Source organism: Prodigiosinella aquatilis (genome assembly GCA_030388725.1).
Classification (GTDB): Bacteria; Pseudomonadota; Gammaproteobacteria; order Enterobacterales; family Enterobacteriaceae; genus Prodigiosinella; species Prodigiosinella aquatilis.
The window spans coordinates 3,149,934-3,167,468 of record CP128857.1; the positions used below are offsets into that span (position 1 = coordinate 3,149,934).

General features: G+C 55.4%; 9 protein-coding genes. 5 read left to right on the top strand and 4 right to left on the bottom strand.

Annotation, left to right across the window (positions count from 1 at the left end; all coding sequences use genetic code 11):
- The first annotated feature begins 27 nt into the window (after positions 1-27).
- Complete coding sequence (locus PCO85_14665; GenBank protein ID WJV52468.1) at positions 28-1,488, top strand: AMP nucleosidase; 1,461 nt, start codon at positions 28-30, stop codon at positions 1,486-1,488.
- Positions 1,489-1,539: 51 nt separating this feature from the next.
- Positions 1,540-2,547, top strand: coding sequence for a Fe2+-enterobactin ABC transporter substrate-binding protein (gene fepB, locus PCO85_14670; GenBank protein ID WJV56096.1), 1,008 nt, complete (start codon positions 1,540-1,542; stop codon positions 2,545-2,547).
- An 89-nt stretch (positions 2,548-2,636) separates the two neighbouring features.
- Here fepB and entS read toward each other — a convergent pair whose 3' ends face one another.
- Positions 2,637-3,914: an enterobactin transporter EntS gene (gene entS, locus PCO85_14675; GenBank protein WJV52469.1), complete on the bottom strand. Its 1,278-nt coding sequence runs from the start codon at positions 3,912-3,914 to the stop codon at positions 2,637-2,639.
- Positions 3,915-4,135: 221 nt separating this feature from the next.
- On the opposite strand from entS, the gene fepD reads away from it, so the two are divergent.
- Genes fepD through PCO85_14690 form a run of 3 tightly spaced genes read left to right on the top strand, consistent with a single transcriptional unit; the run spans position 4,136 to position 7,026 of the window.
- Positions 4,136-5,143, top strand: coding sequence for a Fe(3+)-siderophore ABC transporter permease (gene fepD / locus PCO85_14680; protein WJV52470.1), 1,008 nt, complete (start codon positions 4,136-4,138; stop codon positions 5,141-5,143).
- A gap of 11 nt (positions 5,144-5,154) precedes the next feature.
- On the top strand, positions 5,155-6,189 hold the full coding sequence (fepG, locus tag PCO85_14685; protein WJV52471.1) for an iron-enterobactin ABC transporter permease: 1,035 nt from the start codon (positions 5,155-5,157) through the stop codon (positions 6,187-6,189).
- A gap of 24 nt (positions 6,190-6,213) precedes the next feature.
- Entirely contained in the window at positions 6,214-7,026 is an 813-nt protein-coding gene (locus PCO85_14690) for an ABC transporter ATP-binding protein (protein ID WJV52472.1), read from the top strand.
- Positions 7,027-7,157: 131 nt separating this feature from the next.
- Here PCO85_14690 and PCO85_14695 read toward each other — a convergent pair whose 3' ends face one another.
- Genes PCO85_14695 through fes form a run of 3 tightly spaced genes read right to left on the bottom strand, consistent with a single transcriptional unit; the run spans position 7,158 to position 17,349 of the window.
- A complete protein-coding gene (locus PCO85_14695) occupies positions 7,158-15,731 on the bottom strand; it encodes an amino acid adenylation domain-containing protein (GenBank protein ID WJV52473.1) in 8,574 nt (2,857 codons plus the stop codon).
- Between the two features lie 59 nt (positions 15,732-15,790).
- Positions 15,791-16,018: an MbtH family protein gene (locus tag PCO85_14700; protein WJV52474.1), complete on the bottom strand. Its 228-nt coding sequence runs from the start codon at positions 16,016-16,018 to the stop codon at positions 15,791-15,793.
- Positions 16,019-16,041: 23 nt separating this feature from the next.
- Complete coding sequence (gene fes, locus PCO85_14705; GenBank protein ID WJV52475.1) at positions 16,042-17,349, bottom strand: enterochelin esterase; 1,308 nt, start codon at positions 17,347-17,349, stop codon at positions 16,042-16,044.
- Positions 17,350-17,535 lie beyond the last annotated feature (186 nt).

The window sequence follows — 17,535 nt, forward strand, 5'->3', positions numbered from 1 at the left end:
AAAAATCGGGAGCAGAAAGGAGCAAGCATGCATAGCAACGAATCCGGCACGACCCTCACCGTCGAACAGGCGCTTGATAAACTGGAAGCGTTGTACAACAGCGCGGTTTGCGCTTTGCGTGACGCCATCAGTGATTTCATCAAAAATAATACATTGCCTGACGTGAAGACACGCGCCAACGGGTTATTCGTTTATCCCGAGCTACGTATCAGCTGGGACGGTACCTCCACCAACCACTCCAAAACCCGGGCCTATGGTCGTTTTACTCATCCCGGTCACTACACTACTACCATCACCCGACCCGCATTGTTCCGCCGTTATCTGGCAGACCAGCTCACCATACTGGCAGGAGAATATTCGGCCATTATTGATGTCGGCCCGTCACAACAAGAAATCCCTTTTCCTTATGTGATTGACGGCTCGAATCTGGTCCTTAACCGGTCGATGAGTGCCGGAATTGCGCAGCATTTTCCAACCACCGAGCTGGCACAAATCGGCGATGAAACCGCCGACGGAATATTTCAGACCACCACGCGCTTTCCCCTATCACACTTCGACGCGCTGCGGGCCGATTTCTCACTGGCCCGGTTACGGCATTACACCGGAACCCCGGCAGAACATTTCCAGCCCTTCGTCCTTTTTACTAATTACACCCGCTATGTCGATGAGTTTGTTCGTTGGGGCTGTGAGCAAATTGCCGATCCGAACAGTCCGTATGAAGCGCTTTCCTGTGCTGGCGGGTCGTATATCACCCCTGACGTCACCCACCCGGAACAGGTCGTTTCAGACCTCACCTGGAAAAATCATCAAATGCCGGGCTACCACCTGATTGCACCCGGTGGCCGGGGAATTACACTGATCAATATTGGCGTCGGCCCATCCAACGCCAAGACCATCTGCGATCACCTCGCGGTACTGCGTCCACATGCCTGGTTGATGATCGGCCATTGTGGCGGCCTGCGCGAAAGCCAGACCATCGGCGACTACGTTCTGGCCCACGCTTATCTACGTGACGACCATGTGCTGGATTCAGTCCTGCCACCGGATATTCCAATTCCGAGCATCGCCGAAGTACAGCGCGCACTGTATGACGCCACCAAAACCGTCAGCGGTATGCCCGGTGAAGAAGTGAAGCAACGGCTGCGCACCGGTACGGTTGTCACCACCGATGATCGTAACTGGGAACTGCGATATTCAGCCTCTGCCTTGCGTTTCAACCTAAGCCGCGCTGTCGCCGTCGATATGGAAAGTGCCACAATTGCCGCCCAAGGTTATCGTTTTCGGGTACCGTATGGCACACTACTGTGCGTTTCCGACAAACCGCTGCATGGTGAAATCAAACTGCCTGGCCAGGCCAACCGTTTCTACGAAGGCGCGATTTCAGAACATCTACAGATTGGCATCTGCGCCATTGAACTGCTTCGGGCAGAAGGTGATCGCCTGCATTCACGCAAACTACGTACCTTCAATGAGCCGCCATTTCGTTAATGAATTGATTTAAAAGGGAATAAAAACGACATGCAACACAAAGTACCGACGATGACACACTGGATACAGGCAATTATTGTCAGTATTCTGGCAAGCGTCCTGCTGAGTGGCTGCGACGATAAAGAGGCATTGCCCCCTCCTCCGCCTCATGCAACAGCGCAAATGCATCAGGTCGGTTGGCCCCGGACTATTGAAACCCTGAAAGGGCCGCTGACATTACAGCATCCGCCACAGCGCATTGTATCAACCAGTGTGACGATCAGTGGTACGCTGCTGGCAATTAACGCGCCGCTGATCGCTTCCGGCGCAACCAGTCCCAATACCGCCGTTTCCGACAGCCAGGGGTTCTTTACTCAATGGAGCAAGGAAGCCACTGCCCGTGGTGTGAAACCGCTTTACATTACCGAGCCGAACGCAGAAGCCATTGCCGCGGCTGCGCCGGATCTGATTGTGATTGCCGCCACCGGCGGTGATTCCGCGTTAAAACTGTATAAACAACTGTCGGCGATTGCCCCGACATTAGTCATTGATTATGGTAATAAAAGCTGGCAGCAACTGGCGCAACAATTGGGTGAAGCCACCGGCCATGATGCCGATGCCCTGCGTATTATCACCCGGTTTGAACAACGGGTTCAGACGGTAAAAAGGATGATTACCTTGCCACCACAGCCAGTTTCCGCGCTGGTGTATTACGAGGATGGTCGTGGCATAAACCTCTGGACGGCATCTTCCGCACAAGGCCAGTTACTGACAGAACTGGGCTTCACGCTGAGTACTCTGCCCGCTGGCATAAAAACCGAAACCAAACAGGGAAAACGCCAGGATATTGTGCAGATATCCGGTGAAAACACGGCCGACAGTCTGAACGGCAAGAGTCTGCTGCTTTTTGCCGCCGACGACAGCACTGTCAGCAAGCTAAACGCCAACCCATTTCTCAACCATCTGGAGTCAGTAGTACAGCATCGGGTATGGGCAATGGGGCTGGATACGTTCCGCCTGGATTACTATAGTGCCAGCGATATGCTCAATCACATTGAGCAGCATTTCAAAAAACCATAACCGCGCGCAGAGAGTGATAGTGATGCCGGTCGACTCACGGCAGGCATCAGATAGAACCTATGTTTATTGCTCGTTTTACCACGCCAGGATCAACGTGCGGGTGCCTCACCGGCTTGTTCCTCTGGTTCATTCTCTTGTGCACTACTGAAGGTACAGTGACGTAACGGACGCACGCCGATGGCCAGCAATCCCCCTAACAGAGCAGCGGCGGCGCCAAATGACAAAATGCTCAGTGTCGGAGTGAGTAACCGTCCCATCATCCCCAGCCCCAATGCTCCCAGAGAATCCCCGCTCACATCCTGCGCGGTACCCAGACTGTTCACCCGTCCCAGCAAGTGATCCGGCGTGTGGCTCTGTATCAGCGTAAATTGCAGCAGAGAAGCGATGGAATTCAGATAGCCATAGCAGACCAGTGCCATTAATGCCGGAAGGATATGCCCAACCAGCCCCAGCGACGTCACCGCCAAAAAAGCGCCCGTAGCACTACCCAGTAGTATCCACCCCGGCCGCGTCACATGCGATACCCAACCGCTGGTAAAGGCCCCCAGCATCGCCCCCAGCGGGACAGCGGAATACATCAGGCCAACCGCCGAAGGACCGGCGTGGTAAACGTCATTGGCCAGTACCGGAAAAAGGATACGCATGGCGCCCACAATGCTCACCAGCATGCCAATTAACACCACACAACCGACCACTTTATTAGTACAGACAAACTGCACGCCATTGACCAGCGCCCGTAACGGATGCTCCGGTTCCCGTGCTCCCGGTTGCAAGGGCGGTAAACGCACCAACGGAATCAATGTGGCCAACGTTCCTATTGCGGCAATGGCGAAATTCCAGCCCACGCCACCCGCAACGATAATCACCCCGCCCAGTGCCGGAGAGAGAATGGCGCCAAGACGCACCGTCAGCATACTCAGTGCCCCTGCGGCAGCGAGGTTTTCACGACCGACCAGCAGCGGAATAACCGCCATTAACGCCGTCATACCCAACGCACCGAAGAAACCATCCCAGGCGGCCAGCACATAGAGCGCCAACAATGACGGTGAATCAGAAAAAGCATTCATGCTCAGAGCCACAAACCCCAACCCACAAGTACCACGTGCAAACAGAATCAGCTTACGGCGATCAAAGCGATCGGCCAGCACGCCACCCAGCAGCAGACCGATAAACATGCCCACGCCATCCAGCGCCACCGCCATACCAACCTGTAACGTTGACCCGGTCATGGACTGAATTTGTACCGGTACACCGACTGCCAGCATACCCAGTGCAAATACTGACAACATACGGGCGACAAAGATCGCGCGAAATGGCGCATTGTTTTTCAGCAAGCTGAAATCAAGCAGAATGGACGATTTAGCCATGATTACCTAAACGAAGGTTGAAGGTTATTCATTGACCATACCCTCTGTCAAAGACGGACAGGCAGCTCGATACGAGGTTTATGTCAATGTATTTGATGAAGAACTCATGCTACCATAGCTCACCAATAACGTTAATGATAATAATAATCATATAGGTTTACATAAAAGAGAGCATATCATTGGGAATGCCACTTCATCAGATTCATCATGACGCTGTCGCGATGCCCCCCCGTTCATATTGTCGTGTTCATACGCGACGCCAGTATGGCGTAGGGATGTGTTTACTGATTATTGCCGTTGTGGTGGCCGCCAGCCTGATACTGGGTGCCAAATCCATTCCGCTGGATGTGGTCTGGTCAAGTCTGACGGGTCAGATAACCAACGCAGACAGCACGATTATTCTTGCTGCACGGTTACCTCGCACTCTTGCCGGTATTATCGTCGGGATAGCGCTGGGTGGTGCTGGCGCCGTGATTCAGGCGCTGACCCGCAACCCGCTGGCCGATCCCGGTATCCTCGGTGTGAATGCCGGGGCGAGTTTTGCCATCGTGATCGGTATTACCGTGTTTGGCATTAACAGCATGGGGTCATCGCTGGGTTTTGCCTGGGCTGGCGTGTTTGTCACCAGTCTGGTGGTATGGGTTATCGGGACGCTGAGTGGAGGTCGTGTCAACCCGGTACGTTTGACACTGGCTGGCGTGGCGCTAAGTGCCGTATTGATGGGCATGACATCATCTATTTCTCTGCTCAATCCCGAGGCGTTTGATCAACTCCGTTTATGGGAGGCTGGCACGCTGGATATCCGCTCCATGCACAACATCGCACTGGTCACGCCCGCCATTTTGCTCGGCAGCATACTGGCACTGATAGCGGCCCGGTCACTAAACACCCTCGGTATGGGTGAAGATCTCGCCGCCGCATTAGGCACCCGGGTGATTCTGGTACGGCTGGTTTCCATCATCGCCATCATGTTGCTGTGTGGTTCAGCCACGGCGTTGGTCGGCCCTATCGGATTTGTCGGGCTGATGATTCCCCATATCGCACGCTGGTGGGCTGGGCCGGATCAGCGCTGGATCCTGCTCTACTCATTCCTGTTCGCCCCTATCCTGCTGCTGAGCGCCGATATTGTTGGTCGCCTGTTGGTGCCGGGGGAATTGCGGGTTTCAATCATTACTGCCTTTATTGGTGCCCCCGTGCTGATCTGGCTGGTACGGCGGCGTAAAGCCTGAGGAGGCACGACATGATTGCTAAAGCGCTGTATTTCAGCACGCCCCGGGACGTAATCTGCGGACGCCTGTCCAAACGTGTTTTATTAATTAACAGCCTGCTGATTCTGTTAAGCCTGCTGCTGCTGACAGTGGCTATCAGCTACGGTACGTTGCGACTGTCGCCTCTACAGGTCTGGCAAGCCTTCGCCGGTCAGGGTGAGCCAGGAATCATCACCGTGATTACTCAGTGGCGGGCACCGCGCGCCGTGATGGCGCTGCTGTTAGGCGCAGGGTTGGGCATCAGTGGTGGCATTTTTCAATCGATCATTCGTAACCCACTGGGAAGTCCTGATGTGGTCGGCTTTAGCACCGGTGCCTATACCGGCGCACTGACGACTATTATCCTGCTCAATGGCAGCTACTATCAGATCGCTGGCGGCGCGGTACTGGGCGGCATGATTACGGCGGTACTGGTTTATTTGCTGGCCTGGCGCGATGGCATCGTCGGTTTTCGACTCATTATTGTCGGCATTGCCATCGGTGCCATTCTGACCGCGTTCAACACCTGGCTGATTATTACCGGCTCGTTGGAACATGCAATGACCGCCGCACTATGGGGCGCCGGGACACTGAATGGCGTCACCTGGACTAAAAGCCAGCCCGCACTATTGTTGGTACCGCTGGCAACCATCACGGCATTGCTGATGGCAAAACGCCTTCAACTACTGGAAATGGGTGATGACAGCGCACGCGCGCTGGGTGTCAATGCCGAAGCCAGTCGCCTGTGCCTGATGTTGTCTGGCATTATTCTGACTGCCGTAGTGACCGCCACCGCCGGGCCCATTTCGTTTATTGCACTTGCCTCACCACAGATTGCACGCCGCTTGACCCGTGCCAGTTCGATCCCCCTATTCTCAGCGGCGATGATTGGCGCCATTTTGCTGCTGAGCGCGGATATCGTGGCCCAGCATGCTTTTACCAATATGCAGCTACCCGTTGGGGCCGTCACCGTCAGCATCGGTGGTATTTATCTGATCTGGCTGCTGATTCGTGAATCACGCCATTAACCGTCAATGAAGAGTAGAACATCAATGCCGCCTCTCTTGCATGCTTCAAACCTGACACTTGGGTATGACAATAAAATCATTGCGAATGACCTGAGCGTTACCATTCCACAAAATTTGTTCAGCGTCATCATCGGTCCCAACGCCTGCGGTAAATCGACCCTGCTGCGTGCACTGTGCCGACTGTTAAAACCACAGGCAGGGGAAGTGTTGCTGGATGGGAAAAATATTCATCAGATCCCCACCAAAACGCTGGCACGTCAGCTTGGTTTATTACCGCAACACACTATCGTTCCAGACAACATTACCGTGACTGATCTGGTTGCTCGTGGTCGATATCCGCATCAGAGTCTACTCCGGCAATGGAGTCAAGCCGATAGGGAAGCGGTTGAACAGGCGATGATAGCGACAAATGTGAGTGCGCTGGCCGAGCGCAACGTGGATGAATTATCCGGCGGGCAGCGCCAGCGAGTGTGGGTCGCCATGGTACTGGCGCAGCAGACACCGCTGCTACTGCTGGATGAACCAACGACCTGGCTGGATATCACACACCAGATTGACTTGCTGGACTTGTTCCGCGAGCTGAATCAACAGCATGGACGAACACTGATCGCCGTACTGCATGATCTAAATCAGGCCTGTCGTTATGCCGACCATCTGATCGTGATGCACGCCGGACGCGTAATCGCCCAAGGAAAACCGACCGATATCATTAACGCGGAGTTGGTAAAAGAGGTGTTTGGCATGTCCTGTATCATCATTGACGACCCGGTATCTCACACACCGCTTATCGTTCCATGCGGGCGCTATCACTTCGCGCCCGGCAGTCAGCCAGACTAAACCTTCCCGTTTTTCTTGCTCGAGGGTTACCACGGAACAACGCTCACCACGGCCCGAGAAAATGGTTTAACGCTGGCTATAACAATGGCTGGGAAACGGGTTCCCCCGCGACCCGACCATTGTCAGCACCACTATGCCAGTTCCGAATATTCCGCCAACAACCGATTCAGCAACGGACCCAGACACTCCAGCGATGCCGGGGAGAGGATATCAGCATGCTCACAAGGCTGCGGATATAGCGCCAGAGAACTCACATACGGTGCCCAGGTTGACTGAATATCCATTCCCGCAGGCAGTGTGTGCGTCGCCACAAACAGGGTTACTTCACCGTGATAATCCGGAGTGACGGCCTGTGAAAGCAGACGCACTGCATCCTGATAATTCGCCACTATGCTGTTGAGCATGGTAGCCTTTTCAGCACGCAGTTGCGGATCGGGTTCCTCTTCCGCCGCCGCCATAAACGCCGCCTGTTCACGCATCACTTCATGACGCGCGTCCTCTTCACTCGGCCCGCTCCAGTCCTGTCCTTCCACCGGATAGGTATCCAGTAGCCCCAAAAAAGCCACCCGTTCACCAACCTGTGTCAAGCGTGCGGCGATGCCGTGAGCGAGCGTACCGCCCAGCGAATACCCCAACAGAAAATACGGCCCCTGCGGCTGAATGTGACGAATGGTGACCAGATAGCGTTCGCATATCTCCTCCAGCGAATCACAATCGGCAATCCCACCTTGTGGTCGTGGCGACTGTAAGCCGACCAGCGGGTAACGTCCGCTCAGATAACGCAGCAGCCCCGTGTATTGCCAGGCAAAACCCGATGCCGGATGCAGACAGAATAGTGTCGGACCCCGACCCGTGCGCAGTGGCAGAATGTCCCCCATCCCCCGGTTTTCCGCTGAATCGGCATCCGTCGTGCCGTCCAGCAGTGCAGCGATATTTTCAACGCTACGTGCCACCATGATCTGCCCGACGGATAATGACCGGTTCAGACGACGACGGATGTCCGCCGCCAGACGCATCGCCAACAATGAATGACCGCCCAAAACAAAGAAATCATCGTCAGCGAAGACGGTTTCGCGTTCTAGTGCATCGGCGAATAGCGTCGCCAGTAAACGTTCGCCGTCCGATCTGGGTAAACGTCCGCTATTCTGCGGCGCGGCGGGTGCCGGCAATGCGTTGCGATCCAGCTTGCCATTAGCGCTAAGCGGGAAATTGTCCATTTGTACATAGCTGACCGGCAGCATGTGGGCAGGTAATTGCCGCGCCAGCGCCTGATGTAATGCATCAGCATCCAGAGAGGTTCCTTCCTGCGGGATCACCCAGGCCACCAGTTGGCGGGCATCCGCGCCACGCAAGCGATTTCCGTGTTCCCCCAGTTCCCGGGCGCACACCACCGCCTGTGCGATACCGGGCTGTGCCAGCAGTTGCTGCTCGATTTCACCCAGCTCAATGCGTTGTCCACGGATTTTTAGCTGATCGTCACTACGGCCAAGATATTCCACCGCGCCGTCTTCCAGCCAGCGGGCGATATCACCCGTGCGATACATCCGTTCGCCTGATGCAAAAGGATCGGCGATAAAACGGCTCGCCGTCAGATCTGGACGTCGCCAATAGCCTTCCGCCAGTTGTACACCACACAGATAGAGATCACCCGCGACACCAACAGGAACCGGGCGCAGATAGCGATCCAGTATATATAACCGGGTATTCCATACTGGTTTCCCGATCGGAACGCCTGGCGCATAACACCGTGCCAACGCGTCACCCGACGCCGGCTGATATGTAACGTCTACGGCGGCTTCCGTCGGGCCATACAGGTTATGCAACGGCGCGGCAACCAGCGCTTGATAACTTTCTGCCAGATCTCGCGACAGCGCTTCACCGCTACAAAATACGCGCCTCAGGCTATCGCATCCAACGTCCCGACGCTGGCGCATTTCCAGCGCGCCGACCCAGGCGGCCAGCATTGACGGCACAAAATGCAGGGTAGTGACGGCATAATCGGCAATCAGTTGCAGCAGCGCATCCGGATCGCGATGCGCTTCCGGCGGCGCCATGACCAGACGTGCGCCGGTCATCAACGGCCAGAAGAATTCCCACACCGATACGTCAAAGCTGCATGGCGTTTTCTGCAATACCACATCATCGCCAGTGAGCGCGTAACAATCCTGCATCCACCACAAACGATTAACGATCGCCTGATGGCTAACCACCACACCTTTGGGACGCCCGGTTGAACCGGAGGTATAAATCACATAAGCGGCCTGTCGCGGGTCCACCGCCACCACTGATGATACCGGCGGCTGATCCACCTCCGCCGCCAGCCGATCCAACAGCAGTGTCATGGCGAGTGGCGCAAAACGCGACTGTAAGTGACTTTCGGTAATAATCAGCCGGGGTTGGGCGTCGTCCACCATTAACACCAGGCGATCATCAGGGTAGCCCGTATCCAGCGGCAGCCAGGCGGCACCTGCTTCCAGAATCGCCATCAGCGCCAAACTGAGCCGCACTGAACGCGGCAACGCCACCGCCACAATGTCTCCTGGCCGCACCCCGGCATTTATCAATCGATCCGACAGCAAGCGGGTTTGTATCCGCATCTGACGGTAAGTCAATTGATGTTCTCCGTCTACCAACGCCACACGTTCCGGTGTACGGTACGCCTGTTCGGCCACGGCCTGATGTAGGGTTCCTGCGGGCACGGCATGATCGGTCTGATTGACGACGGCCAGCAGCGCTTGCTCGTCCGAAGTCTGTAGCACCCATTCACCAAGCGGTACTTCTGGCCGTTTAACCACTTGCTCCAACAACATCAACAAACGCTGCGCCAAACGGTGGGGCTGCGGTACATTCGCCCGATACTCCATTAGCAGACGCAAGCGTTCGCCGGGTAATACCAGCAGAGTCAACGGGTAATGGGTGTAACCACGGTTGTGGATACCGTCACAACGCACCCCCATTACACCGTCACCGGGTACACCGTGATCGGGGTAGTTTTCCACCACCAACAGAGTATCAAAAAGTGTACCACTGCCAGCCAATTGCTGAATCTCTCCCAGCCCCAGATCATCATGCTCAATCAATTGAATTTGCTGAGCCTGTAAACCGGATAGCTGGCTTAATAGCGATTGTTGCACATCCAGTTGCACTCGTACCGGTAGCGTATTACTGAATAACCCGACATGCTGCTCCAGACCATCGATCTGACCGAAGCGCCCCGACACCGGAGAGCCGAAAATGACATCATCAAATCCGCTGTAGGCACTCAATAACACACCCCAGATACCCTGCATCAAGGTATTGAGCGTTAGCCCATACTGGCGGCAACAACTTACCAATCCCTGTTCCAGCGCAGGTTCCAGTAACAGTTCCAGTTCACCGACCTCACTGGTAGGCGACGCCTCGCCAAACAGCAGGGTCGGACGGACACCTTGCAAGACACTCTGCCAGCGCTGACGGGAAATAGCGCGATCTCGTGCCACCAGTTGACGAATAACGTCAGGATAGCTGACACGATGCGCATCCAGCGCGGCTTCGCCATGGTGTAATACGGTGAACAGATCGCGCAACAATACTGGTGTCGACCATCCATCCACCACCAGATGGTGGGCGGTAAGAAACAGCGTATAACGTGGTTCATCGGCATGCTGAACCAGCAGTGCATGGAGCATGGCACCCGGTTGATGAAACAGATCCCGTGCCAGCTCCGCTTTTTCCAGCGTCAGCAACGCTGCCGCCTCGTTCTGTGTGTCCAGTGCCGGCAACGACCGCACATCTAACGACCAGTAAGCCGTGTCATCACGCAGTAACGGTAATAACTGTAACGGTGTCAACGTCTGTTCAGTATCGAAACGGGCTGCCAACTGAGGATGATGGCGCACCACCGCTTCCAGCGCACGACTGAGATGCGCCACCGGCAGCGAGCCGCTTAATGACAGACGGGTTAGTGAATTATAACTCCCCGCCGTTTCAGACACCTGGGCATGAAACAGCAATCCGAGTTGTAGCGGCAGAACGGGCAACACATCAGCCAATGGTCCATACGTTCGTGTCAATTGGGCTACATCGTCGTCCGTTACTCTCGGCAGAGCAACGTCCGCGGCAACCAGTGTGTCAGCCGCCCGCAGGGGATCCTGTTGAGCGAGCGCCAGCAGCGTATCCACCGCCTGAACCATTGCCCGATGCAGTTCATCAATATCGTGTTCGGTAAATATACTCTCGGCCCACCCCCAGTTAATCGCCAGACGGGAATCTGCCGGGTGCTCATCAACAAAAATATTCACTTCCAGCGCATGGCCCAGACGCATCTGACGGTCTTGCGCCACCGCGAACGCATCACAGAAATAGTGTGGAGTGCGTTGGGGCGTCCATTCGCCCTCCCCGGCAGCAAAACGCCCCAGATAGTTGAAGAGGATTTCCGGCGCATACTGTTGCTCCAGTGTAGCCAGCACATTTTCGTTGTCGGTATCCAGATAACGCAGCACGCCGTAGCCAATACCGCGATCCGGCACCGCCCGCAGAACACGCTTTACCGCCCGGATAGCCTGCCAGGGCAGATCATCACCCACAGTGGACCAGCCAATCTGCACCGGATATTCTGCCGTCAGCCAGCCGACCGTACGCGCCAGATCCACACCTTGCCCGGCGTCGATACGCCCATGAGATTCCAGCGTGAAACGCAGTTGGGAAACTGCATATCGCCAAGCGCATGCCATGCTCAATGCACACAGCAACACTTCTTCGACACTGGCCCGATAGTAGTGGGGCACCCCCCCCAGCAACGCCGCAGTTTGCGCCGTTCCCAGCAAAAGACGTTTTTCACATTGTGTGTACTGACGATCATATTCACGATCCAGCCCCCGGTGTCCCAGCCTCGGCACCGCATCTTGCAGCATCGACTGCCAGAATGGCAATTCAGCGCGCCGCCGTGGCATATCCGCCTGTAGATAGGCTGACCAATCGTGCAAGGAGTGCTCTTCCGCCGCCAGCGTGATAGCTTGCCCGGCCATTGCGGCATTTGCAGCCTGTTGTAATTCGGGCAACAGTACCCGCCACGATACGCCATCCACCACCAGATGATGGATCACCAGCACCAACCCGCAAGACTGGTGTTCGTCTTGCAGCAGCGCCGCCTGAACCATCCGACCAGCGGCAGAATCCAGTTGTTCGATGACTGCTTCAAACGCCAGTTCCGCGCTGGAGGCCAGATCATCGGTTACTGCCCATACACAACTACGTGCCGTGACCTCAATCGGGGGTGTCTCACCGACAATCAGCCGATTGTCTCGAGTAAACGCCGCCAATGCCGGATGCGCTGTAATCAGTGCGGCCAGCGCCTGCTCCACATGCGTTAGCTGTAACGCGGCCGGCACCTGTAAAAATACACCGTGGGCGAAACAACAATCGATTCCCTGTTGTTGCGCGAACCAGTGCAAAATTGGCAGTCCGTCAATGGCGCCCTGTTGCAGCACCGACGGCAGGGTATCCCCCGCATCAACTGGCTGCATCGCCAATACCATCCGTGCCGGTGTTCGCTGAGCAAAGATTTCCCGTGGACGTAACTGCCAACCGGCCCGACGCAATAACGTTCCCAACCCCATAGCAGAAATACTGTCGCCGCCCAAGGCGAAGAAATCATCATCGGCTCCCATACGTTCCAGCCCCAGCAATGCGGCAATCGACTGGCAAAGCAGGGCTTCCTGCTCATTTTTCGCCTCACGCCCCTGCGTCAGAGCAACCGGCTGTGGCCGAGGCAACGCCTGACGGTCGATTTTCCCGTTGACGGTCAGCGGTAACGTCTCCATCACCACCAGTACGGACGGCAGCATATACTCGGGTAATTGCGTCGCCAGTTGCGCCAGCAGACCGCCGGAAATATCCGCCATTGCACGCAAAGCATCATCCGGCACCGAACAATAACCAATCAATCGATGTGTGACGCCTATCGATTCCGCAATAACTACCGCGGTACTGACCTGCGGTAACGCAACCAGCGCATTTTCCACTTCGCCCAGCTCAACCCGGAAACCACGAACTTTAATCTGGTGATCCACCCGCCCGATAAATGCCAACTGACCATCGCTACGCCAGCGCATCAGATCACCGGTACGGTACATTACCTCGCCGCAGCGGAACGGATTGGCCACAAAGCGAGCAGCTGTCAGATCTGGACGGCGCAGATAACCCCGCGCGATCCCCGCGCCGGCGATGTATAGCTCTCCCGCCACACCCGGTGGTACCGGCTGTAAACGATGATCCAGCAACCAGACCTCAGTATTGGCGACCGGTCGACCGATTACCGGTTGATCCGCCACCCCAATGCTGGCGCCCAATGTGTCGATGGTATATTCCGACGGCCCGTAGTAGTTGTGAATATCGATTTCCGGGTGCTGCTGCATAAGTTGCCACAGCCGTGGTGTGGCCGCTTCCCCGCCAATCATAATGAAGGCCGGTTGGTGGTTGTCAGGTTCCAGCAAACCGCTGTCGATCAACTGTGATAAGAATGAGGGCGTGATATCCAGCAAATCGATGGGCATCTGCTTCATGTGCTGCACCAGCGCCCAGGCATCACGACGTAACTCTTCATCGAAAATACACAGTTCACTGCCCAGCATCAGGCAAAACAGCGGTTCCCATGACGAGTCAAACGAGAATGACGCGCTATGACCGGCACGCATACGACGACCATGTTGCCGAGAAAATTTTTCAATCGCCGGACCAAACAGCAAGGTGGCATGGGAAAGCAGCAGATTTAGCAACCCACCGTGAGTGCTCATCACCCCTTTCGGCCGTCCGGTTGAACCAGAGGTATAGATCATGTAGGCCAGATGTTCGCTGCGCAGAGTTTCACGACGTTCGGCATTGCTCACCGGTAACGGCGACATGGCATCACATGCAGCCCGTACCACAGCATCATCCAGATATAACCTCTGCGACAGTTCCGGCAGTTGCGGCGCAACCGCTCGATACGTCAGCAGCAGCACCGGTCTGGCATCCTCGCACATCAGCATCAGACGTTCTCGTGGATAATCCAGATCCAACGGCATATAGGCGGCACCGCTGGCCAGTACACCGAAAATAGCCACCAGCGAATCCACCGAGCGAGGAATACCGATCGCCACCACATCCTCAGATCCCACGCCCTGATCTATCAATACCCTCGCCAGCCGCATTACTCTGGCCGACAACTCCTGGTAGCTGAGCCGCTCATCGCCACAGATCAACGCTACCGCATCCGGCTGTTTTACTACCTGCTGTAAAAACATATCCAGTACGGATTCCACGCCGGAAGGCATACTCAGGAGTGGACCGCTGCCCCAACCAGCAACACGCTGTCGCTCAGCGTCGTTGATCAATGACAGTAGACCAATCGCCTGTTGTGGTTGCTGCACCAATTGATGCAGCAGGTAATCGATACGCTCGGCATGCCATTGCAGCGTTTGCCGATCATAACGTGTCGGATTGGCCACCAGCTCCAGATGAAGTGTGCCGTCATGGAAACCGAGCTCAAATTCCAGATCGTCGATCGGCCCCATCGCTAGTGTATGAGTGACGGCAGGCACCCCATTCAGTCTCAGTTCAGTGTTATAGATCTTGAAATTGATAACCGGGCCATACAATCCTTGGCTGCTGCCCACCAGACCAAGGTCACGCCGCAGTTGTTCCGCCTCATAACGTTGATGGCGACGTACTGCCTTGATCTCACGCACCAATGCCAGTGTAACGTCGATCAGCGTCATATCCGGTTGCAGAGTCAATTGCAGCGGCAATACGTTAACCACTGGACCCGTGGCGCATAACGCCTCCGACCCCATGCGCCGCATAAATGGGAAACCCACCGACAAACGTGATTCACCGCTCATTCGGTAGAGGTAGACATATAACGCCGCCATCACGATGTCCGTTGGCTGTACCTGTTGTAACCGCGTATCGCATTTCAGTGCATCAAACAGTGACGCATCGACTGACAAATGTTGATGTAGCGTGCGGGTTCCTTCAGGCACCGGATGACATACTTCTGTCGCCAGCGAGACGGGCGTGGCTAAGTCACTGGCATGTTGCTGCCAGAATGCAGCGGCGCATTGATAAGCCGGTGTGTTCTGCCAGTGCTGATATTCCTCTACCACCCGCACGAATGGGACAAATGGCGTGTCGGCGGGTTGTCGTCCGCGACACAGCGCATTATAGATATCCACAATACGTCGGGTCAGCGCATCAAAAGCGAAACCATCCAATTGCAGATGATGGAAGCGCTGATACCAAAACCAGCGTTCAGGATAGTCTGAAACGCGTATCACGACCTGACGATATAACGGACGCTGCCCATCAGCCGACAGTTCAGCGGCGAGGTCGTCAGCCATCAGCGCACGTGCGGCGGATTCTCCTTCCGCCTCCTGACTCAAGTCCAGCCATTCCGGGGCGATAACCTGCTGCGGCGTCCATCGCCGGGGAATGCGTTGTAACGGCGTACCCTCATCGTCCAGATAAAAACAGGCATGAACCGTATCCGCCTCCGCCAATCCCTGACGGATGGCGGCATCAAGACAGCGACGATCCAGACTCCCGCACAATTCAACAGCATGTGCCACAGTAAACGTATTACGTTGGCTGGCGATTTGATCAGCAATCCAGATTCCAGGCTGGGCGGCAATCAGGGGCAGTTCCAGATATTCCGCCTGAACATCAGGCGTTAACATTGTTTCAGACACGTTGTTTTCCTTACTTCGCAACGGGGAAATATCGCAATACCGGCTGATAATTCGCGCTCTCAGCGTTCAGTCACCGATATGGTTTTCAGGTCAGCCGGTCGCATGTCGAGCCAGTGATTTTCGATGTACTCAATGCAAGACGCCCGCGATTGTGGTCCGAATACCCTTTTCCACCCCGTGGGTAATGCCGCGAACACCGGCCACAGGCTGTATTGCCGACGTTCATTCATCAGCACTGAAAAGACCAGGCTGTCATCATCAAACGGGTTTTGCTGTTCCTGATGCATTCATATCACCTCATCTGTTGGTTTCATTCGTATCCGGCCACATCAGCCAGCAACCAGCGAGTGCCATCAATCAGGCCACCGCGCCAGCAGAGCGCATCATGACCACCGGCGTAGACGCGGTAATTCACCCGATGTCCGGCGGCGACCAGCGCCTGGTTCATCTGCTGATTGACAAAATCAATATCTTGTTCACGATCACCCGCTTCCTGAAAGATGGTCAGTGGCGTTTGTGTGCCGACACCTTGTCGTACCTGTTCCACCAGCCAACCGGGCTCATGGCTGTCGCACGCGTTAAACTGAGTGATGAACTTCAGATTCGGCCACCAGAACGAACCGGATTGGGTCAACACCCGACCAAACCGGTGTGGCCAGTGCAAACCGGCATACAACGCCGCCAGTCCACCATAACTTTGGCCGGCTACCACGGTTCGCTGTGGATCATCGCTAAAAGAGGTGTGCTGTGCCGCCAACGGCAGCAGCTCGGTCTGCACGGCCTGCCAGAAATTTGCGTTGCACGTCAGCTCCCGCTCACGACAATCCATGTCAATCACATCAATGAATAACCAAACGGCCGGCGGTAACTGGCCGCTGACCGTTTCTATCTCCAGCGCGGAGTACAGTGGTATTTCCTCGGCCCAGTTCTGTCCATCCAACACAATGATCAGTGGGCGCTGCGTTGGTAGTGCAGTATTACCCGTGCTATATAGCCAGATACGTCGCTGATTACGCAGTTGCAGGCTTTCCCATTGGAAAATCTGCAACCGCCGACTGTCCGGCGCGGTTGCCTGCCCCTGATCCAATGCCAGCCATGCCTGTTGAGACGGGGCATACGGCATATGAGCCGCAGAAAGAGATTCCCCCCGATGTGTGAGATGTGGTTGTAGTGGATTAAGCGGATCGGCAATGGCATGCGGAAACAATGAGCACCACCACTCACGTTGTTGCTGGCAACGTTGTTGACGATCACCGCTAAACGCCGGCGGCAATTGCTTCCCGGTAACCGGAATCAGGCTGTAACTTCCTCGCCAATCATCTTCAATATCCAGTGACCAATGCCAGACATCCGTTCCGGCCAGACGCTGTAAACTTTGCGGCTGAAAACTGTGGTGATCGGTAACACCGTTGACATCAATGTAAACCTGCTGAATGGCGGACTGCCGCTCATCTCCGGCAGGATCGCGCCAGAAGAACGTCACTCGCACTCGTTTCCCATCCAATGATTCCACTAACGGCGTCCCCATACTGGCGATACCACGCCACCAGTTTTCCTCCCCCGCCGTCGGCGATGAAATGAGTTCTGCTGCGCAACCCGACGACTGCGTTTCCGACATGTAAACCTCCCAGGTTATGGCCTCTTCAATTTGCTTACACTTAGTTAACAAAACTAATGCTTTATATAAAAACACATAGCCAGACACACAAATACAAATAATATTGAGAATTATTTACGTTTGCAATAAGATAACGACCTCTCTTTTCATGAGAGTGCGAAACCAACGTGTTTTACGGGCTACCAA